Genomic DNA, 23,439 nt, shown 5'->3' with positions numbered 1-23,439 from the left:
CGCGCATGCGCCCGTCCGAGGCCGCGTCAGGCCTTCATCGTCCCGGTTCGCACGTAGCGCTCGTGCCACGACAGCGCCTCGGCGAGCAGATGCGGCGTGTGCTTGCCGAAGCTGTCGCGCGACGCGCGCTCGAAGTAGTCCTCGAGCATCGGCCGGTAGTCCGGGTGCGCGCAGCTCGCGATGATCTTGCGCGCGCGCTGCTTCGGCGACAGGCCGCGCAGGTCGGCCAGCCCCTGCTCGGTGACGACGACCGCGACGTCGTGCTCGGTATGGTCGACGTGGCTCGCCATCGGCACGATCCGCGAGATCGCCCCGCCCTTCGCGGTGCTTGCCGACATGAAGCACGACAGGTAGCCGTTGCGCGCGAAGTCGCCCGAGCCGCCGATGCCGTTCTGGATCTTCGTGCCCATCACGTGTGTCGAATTCACGTTGCCGTAGATGTCGGCCTCGATCATCCCGTTCATCGCGATGCAGCCGAGCCGGCGCACGAGTTCCGGATGGTTGCTGATCTCCTGCGGACGCAGCACGATCTTCTCGCGGAACGTCGCGATTTCGTCGGCGAAGCGCTGCACGGCGGCCGGGCTCAGCGACAGCGCGGTGGCCGATGCGAAGCTCAGCGTGCCGTCGTCGAGCAGGTCGAGCATGCCGTCCTGGATCACTTCCGTGTACGCGGTCAGGTTCGAGAAGCCGGCCGAGCTCAGTTCCGCGAGCACCGCGTTCGTGATGTTGCCGACGCCCGACTGCAGCGGCAGCAGGTTTTCCGGCAGGCGGCCGCGCTTCACTTCGTGACGCAGGAAGTCGATCAGTTGCAGCGCGATCTGCTTGGAGGTCGCATCCGGCGCGGTGAACGCATTGCTGCGATCGGGCGCGTCGGTCTCGACGATCGCGACGATCTTGTCGGCCGGGCAGCGCAGATACGGCTCGCCGATCCGGTCGTCGCTCTTCGTCAGCGGAATCGGCTTGCGGTGCGGCGGCAGCGCGGTGCCGTAGTAGATGTCGTGCATCCCGTCGAGGCCGAGCGGCTGGCGCGCATTCACTTCGAGGATCACGTGCTTCGCGCGTTCGAGCCACGTCTTGTTGTTGCCGATCGACGCGGACGGAATCAGCAGGCCGTCCTCGCGGATGCCCGCGACTTCGACGATCGCGACGTCGAGATCGCCGTACAGCCCGAACCACGCGTATTGCGCGACGTGGCTCAGGTGGACGTCCTGATAGTCGACTTCGCCGCCGTTGATCTTGTCGCGCAACGTCGGGTCGGACTGGTACGGCAGCCGCATCGAGATGCCGTCGGTGCGGGCGAGCGCGCCGTCGAGTTCCGGTGCGGTCGATGCGCCCGTCAGCACGTTGATCCGGAAGTCCTCGCCGCGCGCGTGCGCCGCGTCGATGTGGGCGGCGAGCGCGGCCGGCACGGCCTTCGGATAGCCCGACCCGGTGAAGCCGCTCATGGCGACGGTCATGCCGGGACGGATCAGCGCGGCGGCTTCGTCGGCGGTGCGGACGAGCGAACGCAGGGCGGGAGCGAGGATGCGTGATGAAGACATGGCTGGTTATCTGACGCTTTGGTCTGTCGTTGACGTCGCGGGGGGTGTCTCCTGAGCGACGCGAAGCCCTTGGGGCCGCGAGGGGCGGCCCGGCACCACGGGCACGGCCGGAGTATCGCAGAGGCCATCGCCGCGAAATGTCCGCTGGATGCAAAAGATCCTTGCCGAATTTGCCGGGTATCGAACGAGCGTTCTGTGACAGGCGATCCGCCCACGCCGAATGCACGCGAAAGGCGTGCGAAAGCATCGGGGCGAATCGTTGGTTCGCGATCGCCGACCGTCGCGCATCAATCGACGAGATTTCACCGACATTGACGAGCTCCGGTTCGGCAATCGCCGATACCCGTCCGGCGCGGCCGATTGTCGCCCGATGCGGCTTTTCCGGGCCTGACGGAGATCAAGATCGCATGCGCTGCGCGACGTCGGCCAACCGGCGCGAAAAACCCGCGCGATCCGCCTGCGAGGCCCATCCGGCCTTGACAGCCGCACGCGGCAAACCACACTGGAAGACGAGGTCGGCCGCCCGGATGGCCGCCCCGTTCACACGTGCGTTTCTGGACCGGCCGATGCCTTCAAGACGCGGTAACACTCCCGTATGTCAGGACATTGATCGAATAAAAAGCAACAAATTACAATTCCGTATATATTTCGCCGATGGACCAAAGAAAAACCGCCACACGCCCCGAGCCACCCCCGCCACGCACCTGGGATGCGCGGCTCGCGCGCTCGCTCGTCCGACCGCTCGTCGATACGCCGGTCACTCCGAATCACCTCACCACCGTTCGTCTGCTGATCGGCCTCGCCGGCGCCTGGTGCCTCGCGCACGGCGGCTTCGGCTGGAGCAACGCAGGCGCGTTCCTGATCGTGCTGTCGAACTTCGTCGACCACACCGACGGCGAACTCGCGCGCATCAGCGGCAAGTCCAGCAAGATCGGTCATTTTTACGACCTGGCGGCCGATGCGCTCGTCACGGTCGCGCTGTTCGTCAGCATGGGCGTCGGCATCGTCGCCCAGGGCGGCCAGATGGCCGCGTCGCCGGTGCTGCTCGGCGCGGTGGCCGGCGCGGCCGTCGCACTGATCTTCTTCCTGCGCATGCGGATCGAATCGATCGCCGGCAAGGCCGGCACCAAGCAGGCATTCGCCGGCGGCTTCGAGACGGAAGACGTGCTGTACCTGCTGCCGATCGTGACGCTCGTCGACGGCGTCGAGCCGTTCCTGCTCGCGGCGTCGATCGGCGCCCCGCTGTTTGCCGCCTGGGTCGTGATCGACTGGTGGCGCATCGTGCGGCGCGGCAACCTCCCGCAGAACCCGGCCGCGCAGAACCCAACCGAAATCCAGGCTTCCAAATGACTCCTAGCACGCGCGACGATTCCGTGCTGAGCCCGGCACGCCCCGCGCCCGTGCGCGCGGCCGCGGCCGATCCCGATCGCACCGTGGCCGACTGCGTCGGCCGGCTCGACCTCGACCGCCTGCGCGGCGACTACACGCGCCAGGGCTCGTTCCTCTACCTCGACGCGTTTCTGCCGGCCGACGCGCACGCGAAGCTGGCGAACGCCGCCCGCGCGATGCAGGCCAGCCTGAACCGCAATTACCTGCCCGGCCACAAGCAGGGCGGCAGCGTGAGCCGCCATACGATCGACGAGCAAGCGCCGTACATCGCCGAGCTGTATCGGTCGAAGGCGCTGATCGGCTTCCTCGAGAAAATCACGGGCGACAAGCTGATGCTGTCGCCGGACGACGATCCGCACGCGTACGCGCTGTATTACTACACGAAGCCCGGCGACCACATCGGCTGGCACTACGACACGTCGTACTACGACGGCCGCCGCTACACGCTGCTGATCGGCGTGATCGACGAATCGTCGTGCCGGCTCGACTACGAGCTGCATACGCGCAACCCGGACGTCGCCGACGAACCGGGCTCCGTGCAGATCGCCGACGGCGGCATCGTGCTGTTCGACGGCGACAAGCTGCGCCACCGCATCACGCCGCTCGGCCAGAACGAGATGCGCGTGTCGCTCACGTTCGAATACGTGACGAACCCCGGCATGCGGCCGTGGAAGCGCTTCATCTCGAACATGAAGGACGCGATCGCGTATTTCGGTTTCCGCCAGGTGTTCAAGCAACTGGCGACGCGACGCACGAGCGGGTCATGACACGCGCGGGCCTCATCCTGCTGTCCCTCGGGACCGCACTCTTCATCGCACTCCTGGCCTGGCAGGGCATCGGCGCGGTAGCGTCCACGTTCCTCGCGGCCGGCTGGGGCCTCGCGCTCGTCGCGGCGTTCCACGTCGTGCCGCTCGCGATCGACGCGGTCGCGATCTCCGTGATGTTCCGCCGCGGGCAGCCGGGCGCCGAACTCGGCAACGCGCTGCGCGCGCGCTGGGTCGGCGAATCGGTGAACAGCCTGCTGCCCGCCGGACAGATCGGCGGCCCGGTGCTGATGGTGCGCCACCTCGCGCAGCGCGGCACGCGGATGGCCGATGCGGCCGCCGCCGTGACCGTCAGCACGACGATGCAGGCGCTCGCGCAAATGGCCTTCGCGCTGATCGGCATCGCCGCGTTCAGCCTGTATGCGACGCACGAGTCGGTCGCGCACCTGCGTACGCCCGCGCTGATCGCCACCGGCGTGCTCGGCGCGCTCGCCGTCGCGTTCTACGCGGCGCAGCGGCGCGGGCTGTTCGGCCGCGGGCTGCGCATCGCGTCGAAGCTGCTCGGCCCGCGCGACTGGTCGTCGCTCGCCACGCGCGCCGACGCGATCGACGACGCGGTGGGGGCGCTGTACCGCGATCGCGCGAAAGTCGCGAAGACCTTCGCATTGAGTCTCGCCGGCTGGATCGTCGGCACCGCGGAAGTGTGGCTCGCGCTGCACTTCCTCGGGCACCCGGTGAGCTGGCTCGATGCGCTGCTGCTCGAAAGCGTCGGCCAGGCGATTCGCGGGGCGGCCTTCGCGATCCCGGGCTCGCTCGGCGCGCAGGAAGGCGGTTACCTGCTGCTCGCGCCGCTGGTTGGGTTGCCGCCCGACGCGGCGCTCGCGCTGTCGCTCGCGAAGCGCGCGCGCGAACTCGCGCTCGGCCTGCCCGGCCTGCTCTATCTGCATTTCAGTGAAAGAAACTGGCAGCGGCGCCATGCGCCGCAGCCGCTCGCCGACTGATCGTTCAGATCGCCGGCTTTTTGGTTGGAGAACCCATGCGAGCCATCATTCTTGCGGCAGGCCTCGGCTTGCGCCTGCAACAACCGCCCGAAGCGCAGTTCCCGAAGTGCCTGCTGCGCTTCGACGACGTTTCGCTGCTCGAGCGCCATCTGCGCGTGCTCGACGCCGCGGGCGTCGACGAGATCGTGCTCGGGCTCGGCTTTCAGCACGAGAAGGTCGAGCAGGAACTGAAGCGCCTCGGCCGCCAGGCCGAGATCGTGATCAACGACCGCTACGACCTCGGCAGCGTGCTGACCGTGCATACCGTCGCCGATGCGATGACGCGCGGCGGCGACGTGCTGCTGATGGACGCGGACGTGCTGTACGACGAGAACATCCTGCACGCGCTGGTGGCCGACGCCGACAAGCCGGTCGATCGCCTGCTGATCGATCGCGACTTCGAGGCCGGCGACGAGCCCGTCAAGCTGTGCCTGAAGAACGGCGTGCCGGTCGAGCTGCGCAAGCAGCTCGCGGTCGACCTCGACTACGACACGATCGGCGAATCGGTCGGCTTCTTCCGCTTCACCGAAGGCACCGCGCGCCGCCTCGCGACGATCGTCGCGGGCTACGTCGACAGCGGCCGCGCGAACATGCCGCACGAGGAAGCCGTGCGCGACCTGCTGCTCGAAGGCGGCCATTCGTTCGACGTCGCCGACGTCACCGGCTCGCCGTGGATCGAGATCGACTTCCCGAACGACGTCGCACGCGCGACGCAAGACATTCTTCCCCTGATTCAACGCACCACCGCCGGAGCCGCACGATGAACGCACGCGAACCCAACTTCACCGAATCGCGCAGCGCGCGCCTGCGCCGCATGCTCGTCAGCAGCGATCTCGAATTCCTGATGGAAGCGCACAACGGCCTGTCCGCACGGATCGTCCGCGAGGCCGGCTTCAAGGGGATCTGGGCGTCGGGCCTCGCGATCTCCGCGCAATTCGGCGTGCGCGACAACAACGAAGCGAGCTGGACCCAGGTGGTCGACGTGCTCGAGTTCATGGCCGACGCGAGCGACCTGCCGATCCTGCTCGACGGCGACACCGGCTACGGCAACTTCAACAACGTGCGCCGCCTCGTGAAGAAGCTCGAACAGCGCGGCATCGCGGGCGTCTGCATCGAGGACAAGCAGTTCCCGAAGACGAACAGCTTCATCGACGGCGAGCGCCAGCCGCTCGCCGAGATCGACGAGTTCTGCGGCAAGATCAAGGCCGGCAAGGATTCGCAGACCGATCCCGATTTCTCGATCGTCGCGCGCGTCGAGGCGCTGATCGCGGGCTGGGGGATGGACGAGGCGCTGCGCCGCGCGAACGCGTATGCCGAAGCCGGCGCCGATGCGATCCTGATCCACAGCAAGCTGTCGCGCCCGGACGAAATCCTGCAGTTCGCGCGCGAATGGAGCGGCAAGGCGCCGCTCGTGATCGTGCCGACCAAGTACTACAGCACGCCGACCGACGTGTTCCGCCAGGCCGGCATCAGCACCGTGATCTGGGCGAACCACCTGATCCGCGCGTCCGCGTCGGCGATGCAGGCCGTCGCGCGCGAGATCCACGAGAACGAAACGCTGATCAACGTCGAAGACCGCGTCGCGTCGGTCAACGAGATCTTCCGCCTGCAAGACGCCGACGAGTACTCGGCGGCCGAGCGCATCTACCTGTCGTCGTCGTCGCGCGCGTCGAACGCGGCGGTCGTGCTCGCCGCGAGCCGCGGCAAGGGCCTCGAAGCCGTCACCGAAGACAAACCCAAGGTCATGCTGCCGGTCGCCGGCAAGCCGCTGTTGCGCTGGCTCGTCGACGGCTTCAAGAAGCAAGGCGTGAACGACATCACCGTGGTCGGCGGCTACCGCGCCGATGCAATCGACACGTCGGGCATCAAGCTCGTCGTCAACGAACGCCATGCGCAGACGGGCGAGCTCGCGTCGCTCGCCTGCGCGGCCGAACGCCTGACCGGCGACACCGTGATCTCGTACGGCGACCTGTTGTTCCGCAGCTACATCCTGCGCGACCTCGCGGAGAGCGAGGCCGAGTTCAGCGTGGTGGTCGATTCGTCGCTGACCGAGCCGTCGAACCAGAGCGTGCGCGACTTCGCCCTCTGCTCTGCGGCCGACGATCGCGGCCTGTTCGGCCAGAAGACCTACCTGCAACGCGTGTCGAGCGACGTCGCCGCGGGCACCCCGCACGGCCGCTGGATCGGCCTGCTGAACGTGCGCGGCGCCGGTGTCGACCGCCTGAAGGCGATGCTCGCGACGCTGCAGGCGCGTCCTGATTTCGACACGCTCGACATTCCGTCGCTGTTGAACGAACTGATCGCCGCCGGCGAGAAGATCGAGGTGCAGTACGTGCACGGCCACTGGCGTGGCGTCAACGACCTGGAAGACTTCCGTCGCGCGGGCGACTTCGCGCACGGCCAGACGCCGCTGTCCGAACCGGGCGCCGGCAACGGGGGCGCGCAATGATCGAAGCGGCACAGTTCGTCGAGGCCGCGCGCGAACGCGGCTTCGACTGGTACGCGGGCGTGCCCTGCTCGTACCTGACGCCGTTCATCAATTACGTGCTGCAGGACCCGACGCTGCACTACGTGTCGGCCGCGAACGAAGGCGACGCGGTCGCGCTGATCGCAGGCGCGACGCTCGGCGGCAAGCGCGGGATCGCGATGATGCAGAACTCGGGGCTCGGCAACGCGGTGAGCCCGCTCACGTCGCTGACCTGGACGTTCCGGCTGCCGCAGTTGCTGATCGTCACGTGGCGCGGCCAGCCCGGCGTGGCCGACGAGCCGCAGCACGCGCTGATGGGGCCGATCACGCCCGCGATGCTCGACACGATGGAGATCCCGTGGGAGACGTTCCCGACCGACCCCGAACAGGTCGGCCCGGCGCTCGACCGTGCAGTCGCGCACATGGACGCGACGGGCCGCCCGTATGCGCTCGTGATGCAGAAAGGCAGCGTCGCGCCGTATGAGCTGAAGGCGAACCCGGCCGCGAAGCCGCGCGCGCACGTCGCCGCGCAATCGTCGTCGCGCGCCGGGTCGGCCGATGCATGGCCGACCCGCCACGACGCGTTGCAGCGCGTGATCGCGCATACGCCGGTCGATTCGACCGTCGTGCTCGCGTCGACCGGCTTCTGCGGCCGCGAACTCTACGCGCTCGACGATCGCCCGAACCAACTGTACATGGTCGGCTCGATGGGCTGCGTGACGCCGCTCGCGCTCGGCCTCGCACTCGCGCGCCCCGACCTGCGCGTGGTGGCCGTCGACGGTGACGGCGCCGCGCTGATGCGCATGGGCGTGTTCGCGACGCTCGGCACCTACGGCCCGGCCAACCTCACGCACGTGCTGCTCGACAACGGCGCGCACGAATCGACCGGCGGCCAGGCAACGGTGTCGCAGCATGTGTCGTTCGCGGGTGTCGCGGCCGCATGCGGGTATGCATCGGCGGTCGAAGGCGATACGCTCGACGTGCTCGATGCGACGCTGGCCGCAACGGGGAATGGTGCGCAATTCGTTCGCGTGGCGATCCGCACGGGCGTGCCCGACGGCCTGCCCCGCCCGACCGTCACGCCGGTCGAGGTCAAGACCCGTCTGATGCGGCACATCGGCGCCGCGCAGACCGACGCCCACGTTGAAGGAGCTCATTGATGCTGCTGCTGAACCCCGGCCCGGTCACGCTCACCGAACGCGTGCGCCGCAGCCTGCTGCAACCCGATCTGTGCCATCGCGAAGGCGAGTTCTTCGACCTGCAGGACGAAGCGCGTGCGCGCCTCGTCGCCGCGTACGAACTCGATCCGGCCGAATGGGCCGCCGTGCTGATGACGGGTTCGGGCACCGCCGCCGTCGAGAGCATGATCGCGGCGCTCGTGCCGCAGGACGGCAAGCTGCTCGTGATCGAGAACGGCGTGTACGGCGAGCGGATCACGCAGATCGCCACGCAGTACGGGATCGCGCATGACGTGCTCAAGCATGAATGGATGCAGGCGCCCGATCTCGCGCAGATCGGTGCGAAGCTCGATGCGGGTGGGTACTCGCATGTCGCCGTGATTCATCATGAAACGACGACGGGCCGGCTGAACGACCTCGGCGCGATTGCGGAAGTGTGTCGCGCGCGTGGCGTGAAGATGCTCGTGGATGGCGTCAGCAGCTTCGGCGCGGAAGCGATCGACTTTGCGGGCGGCGACATCGACGCCGTTGCCGCGACCGCGAACAAGTGCCTTCACGGCGTGCCGGGTGCGGCGTTCGTGATCGTGCGTCGCAGCGCGCTCGCGAAGGCTGCGAGCCGGACTTACTATCTCGATCTCGGTCGGCTTGCGAAGCTGCAGGATCAGCGGAATACGCCGTTTACGCCGTCCGTGCACGCGTATTACGCGCTCGTCGAGGCGCTGCGCGAATTTGACGAGGCTGGCGGCTGGCGTGCGCGGCATGCGCATTACAAGGCGCTTGCGGATCAGGCGCAGGCGGGGCTCGCTGCGCGCGGGATGCCGCTGGTGCTGCCGGAAGGCGCGTCGTCGGTCGTGCTGCGGGCGTATCGGTTGCCGCAGGGCGTCACGTACGAGACGCTGCATGACGGACTGAAGGCGCGTGGTTTCGTGATTTATGCGGGGCAAGGCGGGCTGTCGAAGGAGCTGTTCCGCATCTCGACGATGGGCGCAATTCAGGCGGCCGATGTCGAGCGGTTGCTGGATGGGTTTACGGCGTTGACGCGGTAAACGTCGTCCGCAACTTCGTCTACAAAAAGGCCCGCAAGGGCCTTTTTTGTTGTCGTTGGCAAATTCCTGGGGCGTGGAACACGTTGTCGGCATTCGGCCATGAACGGACAGTCGACGGGGTTGCCTCGATCGTTGACAATCGACCTGTCATTGCCTTGGTGGCGACTCTCCGTTGGGAGCGTCGATGCTAATTAATGGAGATTCTCAGCGCTTATGGCTATCGTTTGGGGACTATGCTGCTTTTGCGGGCAGTCGATAGAGAAGACCGAAACTGATCCGTGCGGTTCAGTGTTACAACTGCTGAGGGACCTCGAAAATCGCAGGTTTGGTTTTGCCACGGCCAATGCTTTCGTGATCGACTGGGTTCCCCGCCTGATGAAGCCGGTCCCGAGAACTTCACCGTTTGGCTAGTTGCTGGAGTTGGAGAGCGGTAGCGATCAGTATCCCCCGGCTTTAGGATCCCGACCCGGCGCATATCGATAACAAAGACCGGCCATTCGACATCATCCAGCAGATCGTCGACAATCAGCACGCGCGTCGAGCAACGACATGGCAGTCTCGTCTTGCTCAAAGGATTGGCGTACGTCGAAAAAGCTTCGAGCTGACGCACCGGAAATTGCCATGAAATATCCGAGAACCTCGTTCATTCTGTCCGCGATCGATCCGGATCTTCTGTATCCATGTCTCGAGGTTCGATTCGAAACCGATGACCTTGATCACCTGCGGCGAGTGGTCGACCCGGACGCGCCCGAGGACGCGGAACTTGACGACTGCTATCTTCTGACGCCGACAGAGGTCGCCGCCGTATGCGACGCCTTCGCGATCGAGTTCGACCACGGTTCGCGTGAAACCTTTCTCACGAAATATGTGACGACTCGCATTCCCATACCGTACCTTGTCCATACAGGTTACGAGCTGGCTTTGATGGTGCAAGGGCGCAAACCATTCGGGTTCATTGAATTCAACAGCGAATGGCCGCCGTCGGTCGTACTGAAGGCTCGCTTCGACCAGTATGTGGCTCAAGGCGTCTTGCATTCCCAGGAAATCATCAGCGAGGTACCGGCTCGTCCAGGCCGCCCGGCGCGTCGAATCGGACAAATTCTGTATACGCTCAAAGGCGAGGAGTGGCGCATCCCGGCTCTTGAATTTTTCCGTCAGAATCTCAACAGGGAAGGAGACGGCTGCGAGAACATGGTGCGCTTAGAGGGTGCGTTGCTCGGTTACGAGCGATGGCAAAACGACTGGTGGATTGACCATCTCGAGCGCAGCGGTACCGGCCTTTACGGCACGCCTAATATCGTCCAGGTGAACCGGGCGCAATTCGACTGGCTTGTCCATGCGGGTTTCCGGGCGCTTCCGCCGGTCGACGCACCGACGTTCACACTATATTCGTCGCGTTGGTTCGACGAGGACGCAATGAAAGCTGCCATGCGGAACGACCAGACCATTGAAGCGTTCGTTCAGTTCAACGTCGGATTGGTCCACATCATGCATGCAGCCGACTTTCGGACCGCAGGCCCTCATCAGATTCCGGCAACACTGATTCCGACGATAAACCATCACCTCTTGCGCGCGGTGAGGGTCTTGATCCGTCGAAGTGATTGCCTCGATGCTACCTCTTTGTAAGGAAAGGGTCTGGCCAGTTGTCGGCGGCGATGATGGGGGGCGGCTACCGGCCACATTGAGACGTTCGACAGAGCGGCTTGAATCGCTGACAATTGACGCGTTGAAGCCGGAAGCCGCGATGCTAGGACGTAATATGCCAAACGATCTGAACCAGGCAGCCTATTGGGTTTCGTTTATCCTTGAGCACTGCCCGTTTCCAAATCGAGACGCGCTTGCGGCGCAGTTCGCGAATGCAGAGATACTCAGAATCTGTAAATGTGGATGCAACAGTTTTGGCCTGTCGCTGGCCACGCCCGATAAAGTTCCTCCCATAGCCGTCGCTTCGAGTGGACAGCCTTATCGCATGGTGTTTGAAGCGGATTTCCGGGATCGGAGGGAACCGGAAGGTTGGGGGTCGATTGAGATTCTGCTCTTTGCCGACGAGTCAGGTCATCTAGCCGATGTCGAAATCGACTATTGCGGAAACGGCATACCCATCCCTGAAAGTCTGAATCTGGAAATCACGCCTTATAACGTCTTCGTCAGCGAATCGCTCATTGAGAATTAAGCGGGAATTGCGCATGCCGGTCGGGACGGTGAATGAACGCTATTGAGCAGATCGAGTGGCGGCAATGGGTCGGTAAGCGACTCCCACGCATATCAATGAAAACAACATCTCCTATCACGACAATGAGAATCCTGCTCTTTGCCCCGCTGCTGGCGCTCGCCGCCGCCCCCATCGCCCACGCCGCCGACAGCCAGTCTTGCAGCGACGCTACCGTCACGGCCATCGCCCGCTGGGCCGGCATCGCGAGCGCACGCATCGCCACGCGCGATGCGGACCGGCTCGTCGTCGCGTCGGCGTGCAAAGCCATGCCGAACGCACCGGAAACGACGATCGCGGCCGTCGCGTTCGATTCGCTGCCGAAAAGCAAGAATCCCGACGAAAGCAAAAAGCTGCAGGTGATCGCACTCGTCGAGGGCGGCAAGGTCGTGGCGGCCGATCGGTCGGTGGTCGAGGAGGATGCGGCGACCGAGATCGGCGAGAACAGCTATCGCATCGACACGGCGCCCTACCGTTTGTCGCCCGACGTGCGCGCGTTCGGCGTGGTGTTTACCAGCAGTGCACGCGGGCCGAGCTGCCCGGATGCCAACGCCAGTGAAGAGTTGACGCTGTGGGTGCGCGAAGGCAGCCGTATCCGCCCGGTGTTCGGTACGAATCTGTACGGCTGGGTCAGCGTCGAAGGCGACGCGTGCGGCCCGGGTGCAGGCGATGCGCGCAGCGAAGAGGCCCGCATGACGATCGCCATCGAGAAAACGTCGAGCCACGGCTTCGCCGACCTGTCGATCACGGCGCACATCGCGCAGACGCAACGCAAGAACGGCGATTACTCGGATACGGGCAAGCGCACCGCGCGCACGATCGTCCACTACGACGGCAAGTCCTATGGAATCGACATGTTCCGGAACTTCTGGTATTCGCCGGCCGCGATGAAACGCTTCAAGTAACGCCGTGGGCGCGACACTGCCCCGCCCACCTACTCCACCACCTTCGGCCCGATCGCATCGGTCGGCGCCGGCATCCGCAATGCGTCGTCCCGCACGCGTCGCGCCTCGCGCGCCGAATAGCGATCCTTGAGCCGCAGGAACGGCTTCTCGACGAGAAAATAGCTGGCGGTCGCGGCAATCAGCGCCCACACGATGCCGAGCGGAAACGCATGCGCGACCGGCAGATTCGGATTCGCAAACGGCTGCTGCCACAGATAGAGGCTGAACGAAATCGTGCCGACGAACACCACCGGCCCGGCGCGCAACCAGCGCGCGCACCAGAACTCGCTGCGGAAATTCAGCACGACGATCACGATCGCGATCAACGCGGCTTCGAGCGTCACGCCGTACGTCGCATTCCAGAAACCGCCGAGCCGATGTTCGGCGAGCGGCATGCCGAGCAGCACGACGAACACGAGCGCCGTCACGATGCGCGCCTCGCCGCGCCACGAGCCGACCCACGCTTCGAGCCGTTCGCGGTTGAGCGACGCATAGCAGCCGATCAGGATCGGATCGACCCCGGTGTGGAGCATCATCCCGAGCTGCCCGCGCAGCGCCGGCGCGACGAAATACGTGGTCGCACGCACCAGCGGCACGATCAGGATCAGCGCGGCCAGCCAGCGCGTGCCGGCGCGGCGCATGCCGAACACGAACAGCAGCGGCCAGAACCAGTAGAACTGCTCCTCGAGCGCGAGCGACCAGAAATGGCCGAGGTACCACGCACCGTCCGGATGCAACGCGTTGTCGCCGGTCAGCCCGAACCACGCCGAGTAATTCCACAGGTGCAGCGCCGCATAGAGCCATTGCCGGCGATCGACGTCGAACCAGCCGGTGAAGGCCACGATCGCAACGGCCGCGAGATACACGTAGCAAGCCGGCCAGATCCGCAACGCGCGGCGCACGTAGAACGACGTCAGCGCGACGCCGCCGGTGCGCGCGAACTCGGCGCGCAGTACGTTGGTGATCAGGAAACCGCTCAGCACGAAGAAGATCAGCACGCCGAGCCTGCCGTCGGCGATCAGCCGCAACGGCGCGTACCAGCCCGTATAGCCGCCGGGCAGCACATGCTCGGCATGACCGACGACGACCATCGCGACCGCGACGGCGCGCAACCCGGTCAACTGCGTGACGCGATGGTTCATCGGCTGGTGTCCGTTGGCACGGTAAAGGAACGGGAATCGGCCGGCGCCCGATTGGCCCGCCGAGCCGCCGCCGGGATTTTGTATGAAAAATATCGGAATGAAATTGCTTCAAAAATCCGGAGCGCAAATACGGCCAGCGGAGGACGCCCCGCCACAAGGGGCCAACGTCCGACGCGGTGAATGGGCATAATGACAAGCCTTGTCCGGCGGTGGCCGGTCCGATGCCCACGCAACGAATTTTGCGGCGCAGCAACATCCGCAGTACCGTACCCTGCCCGCACATCGGCCCGCGCTTCGTCCGCCCGCTGTCGCCCCTTACCCGGAGCCTACCTGTGTATCCACCGATCGAACCCTACGCCCACGGCCACCTCGACACCGGCGACGGCCATCGCATCTACTGGGAGCGCTGCGGCAACCCGGCCGGCAAGCCCGCCGTGTTCCTGCACGGCGGCCCCGGCGCCGGCTGCGGCCCCGACCATCGCCGCCTGTTCGATCCCGAGCGCTACGACATTCTGCTGTTCGACCAGCGCGGCTGCGGACGCTCGACGCCGCATGCGAGCCTCGAGAACAACACGACGTGGGATCTGGTCGCCGATATCGAACGCCTGCGGGAGATGGTCGGCGCCGAGCAATGGCTGGTGTTCGGCGGCTCGTGGGGCAGCGCGCTGGCGCTCGCGTATGCGGAAACCCACCGCGAACGCGTGAGCGCGCTGATCGTGCGCGGCATCTTCACGATGCGTCGCGCCGAACTGCTGTGGTATTACCAGGAAGGTGCATCGTGGCTGTTCCCCGATCACTGGGAAGACTTCCTCGCTCCGATTCCGGAGGCCGAGCGCGGCGATCTGATGGCCGCCTACCATCGTCGACTGACCGGCGACGACGAAGCCGCGAAGCTCGAAGCCGCACGCGCGTGGAGCGTCTGGGAAGGCCGCACGATCACGCTGCTGCCCAATCCCACGCTCGCCGCACACTTCGCGGACGGCCACTACGCGCTCGCATTCGCGCGGATCGAAAACCACTACTTCGTGAACAAGGGCTTCGTCGAGGAAGGCCAGTTGCTGCGCGACGCGCATCGGCTCGCCGGCATTCCGGGCGTGATCGTGCAGGGCCGCTACGACGTCGCGACGCCTGCACGTACCGCATGGGAGTTGGCGAAGGCATGGCCGGATGCGACGTTCGAGATCGTGCCCGGCGCCGGGCATGCATACAACGAACCGGGGATTCTGGAAGCGCTGGTCGCGGCGACGGACCGGTTCGCGAGCTAACGGCTCGGTATCAGCGAGTCGTTTCCCGGCGCGTCGAATCCGCAGGCGCGTCGGGATTGAGGCCCTGTTCCCAGTCACTACGTTTCGGGGGCTTCGTCACGCGAATCAACACCAGCGCAACGCAGAACGTGAGAACCGCGTACCGCGTGATCAGACTCCACGGAATCGTCACACGTGAATATTCGTGCGGCATGTAGCGAATCAGCGACGTCGCCACCGGCACGTAGCTCAACAGCATGAACAGCATCGCGACGGCGGACGTCATCAACGACATGCCGCAATACCATGCGCGCTGCCCACGCGGCGCAACGGCGGTGCCGAGGAGCAGCGTTGCCGCGGCCGCAATCAGCAAGTCCATCGGCGGCGTATTCGGCAACACGTAGCCAAACGTGCCGGTGCGCATCGTCGCGTACGCGATCGCCCAGTAATGCAGCGTGGACGACGCAGCCAGCAGGCCGACGGACGCGAAACGCCGAGCCGTCGGCGTTGTCGTGGCGTGCGGCAGGCTCAGAAAGTCATTGCTCGTCCGGTTGTACATCAGCACGAACGTCGCAAGACCCAGCGGCAGCGCAATGACCACCATGATCCACGACGACAGCATCAGTATCGCGACACTCAACGCGATCCAGACCGCCACGTTCAGCGTTCGCCCCCAACTGCGACGCAACGCAAGCGCGACGTGCCCCACGACGCTTGCAAGCATCGCTGCGAACGACACACCCTGCACAGCCCAAAGCTGCCAGGACCAGGACGAAAGCGCGGCCAGCGACTGGTCGCGCAGGACCACCCTGGCGAATGGGACGAAGGCCAACAGCGCGGTGATGTTTTGCAGGATGCCGTGATACGCGATCACGCGAATCGTCGTATAGCGGCGGTAATCGGGATTGGCGGCATGGGTCGTGGACATCGAACATGCAAGAATGAGCGAATCGGACCCGCAGCATACTCCTCGATTCGACGCTCGCGCAGCCGCCTATTGCATTACAACGCGGCTTCGACGATCGTCCTGCCGCTGATCGCCCGCTCGACGAGCTGTTCGTCGCCGACCTTGCGGATCGCGTCGTCGAGCAGCCCTTCCGGCTCCTCGGTTGCCACCTTCAACAGGCCCGACAGCCCGCGCGCATCGAGCACCACCAGCGTCTCCATCGAATCCGCACGGCTCACGAGCACGCGGCGGAACGCCGGGCCCGCGCCGAAGCTCGCACAAAGCTCGATGGTCTCGCTACCGAGCGTGTAGTCGAAGTGCTTGATCATGATCTGCCGCCGTTGCATGGAAATGGCGCCGCGCGACGGCGCGGCGCCGTGACGTCGACGCACCCGCGCGTGCCGCCGGCGCACCGGACCGGGGTCCGGGCCGTTCGCCGGCATCACCATGCTAGGCGTGCAGTATTAACGAAGACTTAAAGCGCGCGAGCCACGCCCGGCGGCCCTTCAGGCCGCGTCGAGCGGCTCGACCGTCACGCCGACCCTCAGCTCCTGATCCGCCCCGCCGCCGCGGATCACGCCGCGCAGCGGCGTCACGTCCGCGTAGTCGCGGCCGACCGACAGCATCACGTAGTCGTCGCCCGGCGCACGATCGTTGGTCGGATCGAGTTGCAACCAGCCGCCGTCCTCGGGCCACGCCGGGTCGTACACGTCGACCCACGCATGCGACGCGTCGGCGCCGATCAGCCGCGGCTGGCCGGGCGGCGGCTGCGTCAGCAGGTAGCCGCTGATGTACCGCGCGGCCAGCCCGAGCGAGCGCAGTGCGCCGATCATCACGTGCGCGAAATCCTGGCAGACACCCTTGCGCAACCGCAGCGCGTCGAGCGCCGACGTCGTGATGTCGGTGCTGTTCGGCGTATACGCGAAATCGGCATGCACGCGCCGCATCAGGTCCCACGCAGCCTGCACGAGCGGCCGTTGCGGCGTGAAGCTCGCGGCCGCGTACGCAGCGAGTTCGGGGTCGCACGCGACGTGCGGCGACGCGAACACGAACTCGCTCGCCGGGTCGTACGGTTGCCCCGCGCGGAACCGCAAGCGGTCGCGCACGGCCTCCCACGCCGTTGCGTGTTCGGCCTCGGGGTTCGCGATCGCGGGCGGCGGTGCGCCGCGCGCGCCCCGCGACCACACGGGCGCGCTCACCCGCACCGTGCTGCGGCTGCGCACGAGCAGCGCGTCGTGCGGCTGGTTCAGCGCGAACGACGCGCGTGCGTTGCCGAACGCATCGATCTCGGTGCAGATCGTTTCCGGTGAAGGTTCGATGTCGAACGCGAACGACAGCACCTGCTGTCGCGGCGTCGCGAGCGGCTGCAGGCGCGCCTGGTGCTGCGCGGATTCGACGCGTGCCGCGTAGCGGTATTCGGTGTCGTGCGTGACGCGCAGCAGTCGGCCCGGTGCGGCGGCAGCCGGCGTGATCGGCGCGCTCGACGAACCCGGCTTGGTCAATCTGGCCGGCGCCGGCGGCGTGACCGCTGCCGGCTGCGCGACTTCGGAACCGGGCGTGGGCGGCGTCTTCGCCGCGTGTTTCGTCGTCACCATAGCGTCCTGCCCGCCTCGCGCACGTGACTGAAATAGCGCTCGCCGATCCGGTTCGACAGCTCCCACACGGCCTTCGCGGTCGTGTCGAGCGCGGCGAGCAGCTTGCCGTGCCGGCCATCTTCATCGGTTTCGCACAGCTCGTGCAGCGACCACGCGGGAACGTCCGGAATCGCCTCGGCCAGCTCGGACAGCGCGTAGCCCTCGCTGCGCTCGACCTTCGTCAGCCGGCCGCGCAGCGCCTGCACGACCCAGCCGAGCGAGCGCGGGTTGTCGGTATCGAGCACGACGAGCGACAGCAGCGGCGCGACGTCGAAGCCGCGCTGAAAGCGCGAGCGGAACGTGATCGTGCTGTCGAACAGTTCGAGCACGAGTTCGAAGCCGTCCTGCCGGTGCACCGCGCCCTCGTCGAACGCGAACTTCAGCACGCTGCACAGGAAGTCCAGCCGGTCGATCTGCCGGCCGATCGACAGCAGCCGCCAGCCGTCGTCGCGCGTCATGTTGTCGGTCTGCGCGCCGGTGATCGCGCCGAGCAGCAGCCCGAGCCGCTCGAGCAGCTGCAGCGCTTCGTTGCCGAGCTGCTCCTCGGCTTCCGGATGGTCGGCGCTGTCGGCAAACAGCTGCGTCGCGTCGTCGATCAGCCGCCACTGGTCGCTCGACAGCCGCTCGCGGATCGCCGCGGCCGCGCCGCGCATCCCGAACAGGCACGACGCGATACCCGACGTGCGGTCGGCGCCGCGCGTGAGCGACGTCGCGAGCGCGTACTGGAACGCGCGCGGTGCATCGACGGCATTCGGCGCATCGGCGGCGATCAGTCCCGTATCGCGGCACAACGTATCGATCAGCTCCAGATGCGCGGGACTGTCGACGTCGTCTTCGCCGCGCAGCCGTTCGAGCGCGGCGCGCGCCAGGCGCATCAGATTGGTCGCGCGCTCGGTGTAGCGGCCGAGCCAGAACAGGTTCTCGGCCGCACGGCTCGCGATCGCGCGCGGCCGCTCGACGAGATCGTCGGGGCCGAGGTGCGTCTGCAGCAGCGTCGTCGAATCGACGATGCCCTCGGTCATCACCCACGTATCGACGGTGCTGCCGCCGCGCGGCATCGGCGCGTTGAACAGCGTGTCGCGCGTGCCGACCCGCGACAGCCCGCCCGGCAGCAGCCGCCAGCGCTGCGCACCGTCGGCGAGTGCGAAGACGCGCAGCAGCAGCGGCTTCGGCACGATGCGCGCGCTGCCGTTGCCGTCGGGCGCATCGGGTCGCGGCCAGGTCGGCGCCTGCGACAGCGGCAGATCCGCCTGCACCGTGTAATGGTCGGGCCGCGCGAGAATCCGCGCGCGCCATTCCGCCAGTTGCGCCTGCGTAAGCCGCGCGCCGATCACCGGTTCGAATGCGCCGCCTTCCTGCACGTCGGGTGGATAGGAGGCCTTGACGATGCCGCGCGCGAGCTGCGGCAGCGCGTCGTCGCACGCGGCCGCCTCGCCGCACCACCACGAATGCACGGCCGGCAGCGTCAGCGTTTCGCCGAGCAAGCCTTCGGCGAGACGCGGCATGAAGCCGAGCATCGCCGGCGATTCGAGGAAGCCCGAGCCCGGCGCGTTCGCGAGCAGCACGTTGCCCGCGCGCACGGCCTGCAACAGCCCCGGCACGCCGAGCATCGAGTCGGGCCGCAATTCGAGCGGATCGAGCCACGCGTCGTCGACGCGCCGCAGGATGCCGTGCACGGGTTCGAGGCCGCTCAGCGTCTTCAGGAACACGCGGTTGTCGCGCGCGGTCAGGTCGCCGCCTTCGACGAGCGTGAGGCCGAGATAGCGCGCGAGATACGCGTGCTCGAAATAGGTCGCGCTGTGCGGCCCCGGCGTCAGCAGCACGATCCGCGAATTCTTCGCGGCGGGGCTGAGCGACTGCATGCTCTGCAGCAGCGCACGGTACGCGGATGCAAGCCGCTGCACGCGCAGCCCGCGAAACCCGCGCGGAAAGAGCCGCGACACGATCAGCCGGTTCTCGAGCAGGTAGCCGAGCCCGGCCGCCCCCTGCGTATGTTGCGCGACGATCCGCCACTGGCCGTCCGGGCCGCGCGCGAGATCGAACGCGACGACGTGCAACCAGGTATCGCCCGGCACGCACGCACCGCGCATCGCACGCAGGTAGCCGGGGTGGCCGGTGACGAGCGCGGGCGGCAACAGCCCGCGCTGCAGGATCGTCTGCGGCCCGTACAGGTCGGCCAGCGTCGCGTTGAGCAGCCGCACGCGCTGCAGCACGCCGCGCTCGATCGCGACCCAGTCCTCGGGCGTGACGATCAGCGGCAGCAGGTCGAGCGACCACGGGCCGACCGCGCCGTCGCCGGCGCGCTGCTCGTGCAACTGGTAGAACAGGCCGTTCTCGCGCATGCGCCGGTGCAGCGCGTCGGCGCGGCGGTCGAGGTCGGCCACGCCGTCGCTGCCGATCGACGTGAAGAAATTGCGCCACGCGGGTGCCAGCGCGGGCGCGTTCAGGCCGGCCGCGCTGCCGCGCAGTTCGTCGTAACGGCCGGCGGCCGCCGGCGCCGCGAGCGCGGCGGCCAGTTCGGCGGCGTCCGGCTGGGCGCCGGAATCGAAAAGCGTGGGCATCGCGTCGAGAGCGGCGAGATGATCAAGGTCAATGGGCGGCACGATGTCGTTCCGTCGTCAGGGTGCAACCGCACATGCGCGCCGCCGCACCGGCGGCGAGCTACCGCGGCGCACGGCCGCAATCTGCCCGCATCCTAGCATTCCGGCGCGGCCACCGGGAGGTCGCGAACCCCGCATCGTCGTCCGCCCTGTCATCGATCGATCACGGCCGCCGCAAGTCGAGCGTGAACGGGAATTCGCGGCTCGGCGCGGCGGCCGCGACATCCATCCGCCCCGGCGTATGCCCGATCTCGACGAAGCGCGCGAGCCGGCGGCTCTCGGCTTCGTACGCATTGACCGGGAACGTCGCGTAATTGCGGCCGCCCGGATGCGCGACGTGATACCGGCAGCCGCCGAGCGAGCGTTGCAGCCACGTATCGACGATGTCGAACGTGAGCGGCGCATGCACGCCGATGGTCGGATGCAGCGCCGACGGCGGCGACCACGCCTTGTAGCGCACGCCCGCGACGTACTCGCCGACGGTGCCGGTCGGCTGCAGCGGCAGCGCGCGGCCGTTGACGGTCACGACGTGCCGGTTGTCGTTCAACCCCGTCACGCGCACTTCGAGCCGTTCGACCGACGAATCGACGTAGCGCACCGTGCCGCCGATCGCGCCCTCCTCGCCCATCACGTGCCACGGCTCCAGCGCACCGCGCAGCGACAGCTGCATCCCGTTCACCGCGATCTGCCCGAACAACGGAAAACGGAATTCGAAGTGCGGCGCGAACCACGCCGGATCGAACGCGAAACCGGCGTCGCGCAACTCCGCCAGCACGTCGCCGAAATCCATCTGAAGAAATGCCGGCAGCATGAACCGGTCGTGCAGCGCGGTGCCCCAGCGCGTGAGCGGCGTCGTGTACGGCGCGGCCCAGAAGCGGGCGACCAGCGCGCGCAGCAGCAGTTGCTGGACGATGCTCATCCGCGCATGCGGCGGCATCTCGAACGCGCGCAGTTCGAGCAGGCCGAGCCGGCCGGTGGACGAGTCGGGCGAATACAGCTTGTCGATGCAGAACTCGCTGCGGTGCGTGTTGCCCGTCACATCGATCAGCAGGTTGCGCAGCACGCGGTCGACGAGCCACGGCGGCATGTCCTGCCCGAACAGCAGCTTGTTGCGCTGGATCTCCGCGAACGCGATGTCGAGCTCGTAGAGCTGGTCGTTGCGCGCCTCGTCGACACGCGGCGCCTGGCTCGTCGGCCCGATGAACAGCCCCGAGAACAGGTACGACAGCGACGGATGGTTGTGCCAGTATGCGATCAGGCTCGCGAGCAGGTCCGGGCGGCGCAGGAACGGGCTGTCGGCCGGCGTCGCGCCGCCGAGGACGAAATGGTTGCCGCCGCCGGTGCCGACGTGCCGCCCGTCGACCATGAATTTCTCGCTGCACAGCCGGGATTGCCACGCGGCGTCGTACAGGAATTCGGTCTGGTCGACGAGTTCGTCGAAGCTCGCGGCCGGATGGATGTTCACCTCGATCACGCCGGGATCGGGCGTCACCTGCAGCAGCTTCAGTCGCGCGTCGCGCGGCGGCGGATAGCCTTCGAGCACGAGCTTCACGCCGAGTGCGTGCGCGGTCGACTCGATCGCGCCGAGCAAGTCGAGATAATCCTCGAGCGCGGCGAGCGGCGGCATGAACAGGTACAGGATGCCGTTGCGCACTTCGACGCACAGCGCGGTGCGCGTGATCCACGCGGCCGATTCGAAGCGCTCGGGGCGGCGATGCGGGTCGACGGCGCCCGGCCGCCCGCTCGCGGCCGCGCCGTCGGCACGCCACTGCATCACGGTCGGCGCGGACGCTTCGCGATGCACGCCGGCCAGATAGCGCGGCGCGTCGGCCGTGCCCGCGTAGCGGGCGCGGATCGCGGCGGCGTCCGGCAGCGCATCGCGCGGCGCGAACGGATCGCGTTCGACCAGGTACGGATAGTCGGCGCGGGCCGTCCACGGCAGCGAATCGAGCGGCAGCCGATAGCCCATCGGCGAATCGCCGGGCACCAGATACATCCGCTCGTCACGGAAAAACCACGGGCCCGTCTGCCAGCGCGGCCCGTCGAGGCCGGGCCCATCGCGGCCCGGCTCATCCTCCATGCGCTTGATCGGCAGCACATAGCCGACCACGCTGTCGAGCTGCTGCTCGAACACCTTGCGCAGCCGCGCGCGTTCGAGCTCGTCGTCGAGGCGCGCGTCGAACGGATCGACGTTGACGGGCAACCGACGCTCGCGCCATAGGTAGTACCAGACGTCCTCGTAGCCGGGCCGGATGAATTCGCCGGTCAGGTTCAGCCGTGCGGCGAGCGCATCGATGAAGCGCTTCGCGTCGTCGGTGGTATACGCGAACGGCTCGCGCTCGTCGGCGAACAGCGACGGATCGTGCCATACCGGCTGGCCGTCCGCGCGCCAGAAGATCGACAGCGCCCAGCGCGGCAGTTGCTCGCCCGGGTACCACTTGCCCTGCCCGAAATGCAGAAAGCCGCCGTCTCCGTATTCGGCGCGCAGCCGCTGCACGAGTTCGGTCGCGTAGCCGCGCTTGGTCGGGCCGAGCGCATCGGTGTTCCACTCGGCGCCGTCGCGATCGTCGATCGACACGAAGGTCGGCTCGCCGCCCTGCGTGAGCCGCACGTCGCCGGCGGCCAGCGCGCCGTCGACCTGCGTGCCGAGCGCCAGCACGGCATCCCACTGCGACTCCGTATACGGCTTCGTCACGCGCGGCGACTCGTACACGCGCGTCACGCTCATCTCGTGCTCGAACGACACTTCGCACTCGTCGATCAGCCCTTCCACCGGCGCGGCGCTCGTCGGCTGCGGCGTGCACGCGAGCGGAATATGCCCCTCGCCGGCGAGCAGGCCCGACGTCGGATCGAAGCCGATCCAGCCGGCGCCCGGCAGGTAGACCTCGCACCACGCGTGCAGGTCGGTGAAATCGACCGACGTGCCGCTCGGGCCGTCGAGCGATTTCACGTCGGGGGTGAGCTGAATCAGGTAACCCGACACGAAGCGCGCGGCGATGCCGAGATGGCGGCACAGCTGCACGAGCAGCCAGGCGCTGTCGCGGCACGAGCCGGACGCGAGTTCGAGCGTCTGCGCGGGCGTCTGCACGCCGGGCTCCATCCGCACGAGATAGCCGATGTCGCGCTGAAGCCGCTGGTTCAGCGCGACGAGGAAGTTCACGGTGCCGGCCGGCGTGCGGTCCACGCCGTCGAGATACGCGCGAAACAGCGGCGCGGCGCTCGTCTGCGGATCGCATGCGAGATACGGCGCGAGCTCGGTCTTCAGCGCGTCGTCATAGCTGAACGGGTATTGCTC

18 protein-coding genes are annotated in these 23,439 nt (G+C 67.1%); 11 read left to right on the top strand and 7 right to left on the bottom strand.

Annotation, left to right across the window (positions count from 1 at the left end):
• Positions 1-26: 26 nt before the first annotated feature.
• Entirely contained in the window at positions 27-1,541 is a 1,515-nt protein-coding gene (locus WS89_RS02220) for an acetyl-CoA hydrolase/transferase family protein (RefSeq protein ID WP_059500744.1), read from the bottom strand.
• Positions 1,542-2,195: 654 nt separating this feature from the next.
• Here WS89_RS02220 and WS89_RS02215 point away from each other — a divergent pair.
• From WS89_RS02215 to WS89_RS02170, 10 genes are all read left to right on the top strand, one after another.
• Positions 2,196-2,891, top strand: a complete 696-nt coding sequence (locus tag WS89_RS02215) for a CDP-alcohol phosphatidyltransferase family protein (RefSeq protein WP_034205040.1) — start codon at positions 2,196-2,198, stop codon at positions 2,889-2,891.
• The gene (locus WS89_RS02210; protein ID WP_059500745.1) at positions 2,888-3,697 is read left to right on the top strand and encodes a HalD/BesD family halogenase; all 810 of its coding nucleotides are present in this window, start codon (positions 2,888-2,890) and stop codon (positions 3,695-3,697) included. Before WS89_RS02215 ends, WS89_RS02210 begins: the two co-directional genes overlap by 4 nt.
• Positions 3,694-4,695, top strand: coding sequence for an HpnL family protein (locus WS89_RS02205; RefSeq protein WP_059789364.1), 1,002 nt, complete (start codon positions 3,694-3,696; stop codon positions 4,693-4,695). Before WS89_RS02210 ends, WS89_RS02205 begins: the two co-directional genes overlap by 4 nt.
• Positions 4,696-4,730: 35 nt before the next feature.
• On the top strand, positions 4,731-5,498 hold the full coding sequence (locus tag WS89_RS02200; RefSeq protein WP_034205043.1) for a phosphocholine cytidylyltransferase family protein: 768 nt from the start codon (positions 4,731-4,733) through the stop codon (positions 5,496-5,498).
• The gene (aepX, locus tag WS89_RS02195) at positions 5,495-7,183 is read left to right on the top strand and encodes a phosphoenolpyruvate mutase (protein ID WP_034205044.1); all 1,689 of its coding nucleotides are present in this window, start codon (positions 5,495-5,497) and stop codon (positions 7,181-7,183) included. The genes WS89_RS02200 and aepX overlap by 4 nt, the downstream gene beginning before the upstream one ends.
• Positions 7,180-8,361 carry a phosphonopyruvate decarboxylase gene (gene aepY, locus WS89_RS02190; RefSeq protein ID WP_059789363.1) on the top strand — a complete coding sequence of 394 codons (1,182 nt, stop codon included), beginning with the start codon at positions 7,180-7,182 and terminating at the stop codon, positions 8,359-8,361. The genes aepX and aepY overlap by 4 nt, the downstream gene beginning before the upstream one ends.
• On the top strand, positions 8,361-9,425 hold the full coding sequence (locus tag WS89_RS02185; protein WP_059789362.1) for a 2-aminoethylphosphonate aminotransferase: 1,065 nt from the start codon (positions 8,361-8,363) through the stop codon (positions 9,423-9,425). Before aepY ends, WS89_RS02185 begins: the two co-directional genes overlap by 1 nt.
• Before the next feature lie 621 nt (positions 9,426-10,046).
• Positions 10,047-11,051, top strand: a complete 1,005-nt coding sequence (locus tag WS89_RS34475) for a hypothetical protein (protein WP_257128100.1) — start codon at positions 10,047-10,049, stop codon at positions 11,049-11,051.
• Between the two features lie 133 nt (positions 11,052-11,184).
• Positions 11,185-11,598, top strand: a complete 414-nt coding sequence (locus WS89_RS33565; protein WP_136471266.1) for a hypothetical protein — start codon at positions 11,185-11,187, stop codon at positions 11,596-11,598.
• Between the two features lie 122 nt (positions 11,599-11,720).
• The gene (locus WS89_RS02170; protein ID WP_059789361.1) at positions 11,721-12,539 is read left to right on the top strand and encodes a hypothetical protein; all 819 of its coding nucleotides are present in this window, start codon (positions 11,721-11,723) and stop codon (positions 12,537-12,539) included.
• Between the two features lie 29 nt (positions 12,540-12,568).
• Here the strand turns inward: WS89_RS02170 and WS89_RS02165 are convergent, their stop codons facing one another.
• On the bottom strand, positions 12,569-13,720 hold the full coding sequence (locus WS89_RS02165; protein ID WP_059789360.1) for an acyltransferase family protein: 1,152 nt from the start codon (positions 13,718-13,720) through the stop codon (positions 12,569-12,571).
• Between the two features lie 332 nt (positions 13,721-14,052).
• Here WS89_RS02165 and pip point away from each other — a divergent pair, with 332 nt between their 5' ends.
• Positions 14,053-14,985 carry a prolyl aminopeptidase gene (gene pip / locus WS89_RS02160; protein WP_059789359.1) on the top strand — a complete coding sequence of 311 codons (933 nt, stop codon included), beginning with the start codon at positions 14,053-14,055 and terminating at the stop codon, positions 14,983-14,985.
• 10 nt (positions 14,986-14,995) lie between these two features.
• On the opposite strand, the gene WS89_RS02155 is transcribed toward pip, so the two are convergent.
• The 5 genes from WS89_RS02155 to WS89_RS02135 form a co-directional block, all read right to left on the bottom strand.
• The gene (locus WS89_RS02155; protein WP_257128099.1) at positions 14,996-15,892 is read right to left on the bottom strand and encodes a hypothetical protein; all 897 of its coding nucleotides are present in this window, start codon (positions 15,890-15,892) and stop codon (positions 14,996-14,998) included.
• A 74-nt stretch (positions 15,893-15,966) separates the two neighbouring features.
• Positions 15,967-16,239, bottom strand: coding sequence for a hypothetical protein (locus WS89_RS02150; RefSeq protein WP_059500877.1), 273 nt, complete (start codon positions 16,237-16,239; stop codon positions 15,967-15,969).
• A gap of 177 nt (positions 16,240-16,416) precedes the next feature.
• Entirely contained in the window at positions 16,417-17,505 is a 1,089-nt protein-coding gene (locus tag WS89_RS02145) for a transglutaminase family protein (protein ID WP_059789358.1), read from the bottom strand.
• Positions 17,499-20,105, bottom strand: a complete 2,607-nt coding sequence (locus WS89_RS02140) for a circularly permuted type 2 ATP-grasp protein (protein WP_059789357.1) — start codon at positions 20,103-20,105, stop codon at positions 17,499-17,501. Before WS89_RS02140 ends, WS89_RS02145 begins: the two co-directional genes overlap by 7 nt.
• 202 nt (positions 20,106-20,307) lie before the next feature.
• Positions 20,308-23,439: transglutaminase family protein (locus WS89_RS02135; protein ID WP_059789356.1), on the bottom strand; the 3,132-nt coding region annotated here is incomplete at its 5' end.

The sequence above is a fragment of the Burkholderia sp. MSMB1072 genome, from assembly GCF_001524725.1.
Taxonomy (GTDB): Bacteria; Pseudomonadota; Gammaproteobacteria; order Burkholderiales; family Burkholderiaceae; genus Burkholderia.
Note: the sequence above shows the minus strand (reverse complement) of the source record. Positions and strands in the feature narration are given on the sequence as shown.